Raw genomic sequence first — 1,304 nt, 5'->3', positions numbered from 1 at the left:
TTCGGGCACGGAAGCTAGGTCGTCGCTGTCAGCGAGGACCAGTGTCGTGCCGCCACCGTCGTTGGGTCGTGTCAACATTTTGATTGGGCGAACGGCTAGGATCACCGGGCAACGGCGATCAAGTAAAAACTAAAACCCAAAGGCCCCCGACTCCGTTGCTCCGTGTGCATCCGATTGTTCGCGAGCCCGCGCGCAACGACAGCACGAAGCACCGTCGCCATTTGCCAGTGTAACCGATTGAATACCTGAAGTGACATCCGGCGTCCCAGTCAGGCGTCGGTTGTCCGCATCCGCTTGTGCGTCAAATCAAGTGAATCGAAGAACAACCTCGCATCCAATACGATCAACTGCCCCGCGATATTCGAAGCGAATCCCAGGAAACAGAGGTCACGTGACATAACGATTGGCGACATTGGAGTGCAGTATGCCAAGATCCGTTCCTATCAGGCGTTGGCTAGTCGCCATCTGTCAAACCGTCTACGATCTGAAGCAACATCGATAGGCGATGGGCTTCTTCTGAGCACGGAACAAAACCATTGATCATCGATGAACCGTTAGCGATTCTAGAGATCGCAAAAAACAGTGGGCCTCACCACCGGGCGTCGGATGGCATCGCGAACGATTGTGGTCACCGCGTCGGCGCGAGTGATGTAAACACAAATGTAAACCCAACTCGCCGACTGCGGTGCACCACTTTGTTCGTCAGGCTACGATTGCCGCCGGCTAGAAGTTGGACGGTCGTAATTTATTGTAGCAATCCTTGCATGGTGATGGGCGTCAATGTCAAGCGGGATTCCGATATCAAACCGTGATCACCAATGCGATCAACAGGCGACAGAGGTTCCGTGGCCAATGGATGGGCCGGTACGTGAATCAATACGGTAAGCCAGGAGTGACAACCGAACCGCGACATCAGGTGCGATCAATAGGCGACTGATGTTCCTCTGCCAAGCAATGGGCATCTACGCGAGTCATCCGGTACGACGAAAGTGACTTGCGCTGCGAATCACCAAGCCACCATCCGGTTGGAGAAGATGCTCTATCAAACCGTGACATCAAGAGCGATCACCAGGAAACAGAGGTCGCGTCATCATGCGATGGGCCCGATTTCAGTCGCGACGACAGGCGTCGGATCTGATCCGCACTCGAAGGTGAATGAACCAACGAACCTGATGTAGCACGACGAACGGTGGTGATAACGGGGTCGCGGCCAAACATCGTGAACTCTGGAAACAGCAGCGCCCGCGACTCCCGTTCATCACATGGTTCGTCAGGCTACGCTTGCCGCCGGCTGGAAGTTGGAC

General features: G+C 55.0%; 1 protein-coding gene. It reads right to left on the bottom strand.

The genetic code is table 11. From position 1 onward, the window contains the following. Positions 1-269: 269 nt before the first annotated feature. The gene (locus FYC48_RS28020) at positions 270-413 is read right to left on the bottom strand and encodes a hypothetical protein (RefSeq protein ID WP_160149710.1); all 144 of its coding nucleotides are present in this window, start codon (positions 411-413) and stop codon (positions 270-272) included. Positions 414-1,304 lie beyond the last annotated feature (891 nt).

Origin of the sequence: Roseiconus lacunae, from assembly GCF_008312935.1 — a bacterium.
Taxonomy (GTDB): domain Bacteria; phylum Planctomycetota; class Planctomycetia; order Pirellulales; family Pirellulaceae; genus Stieleria; species Stieleria lacunae.
The sequence above is the reverse complement of the archived record's forward strand: the minus strand, read 5'-3'. Positions and strand labels throughout refer to the sequence as shown.

Coding starts and splice junctions, on each gene's coding strand:
- FYC48_RS28020 (WP_160149710.1), bottom strand. CDS start 413: ATGTCGCCAATCGTTATGTCACGTGACCTCTGTTTCCTGGGATTCGCT.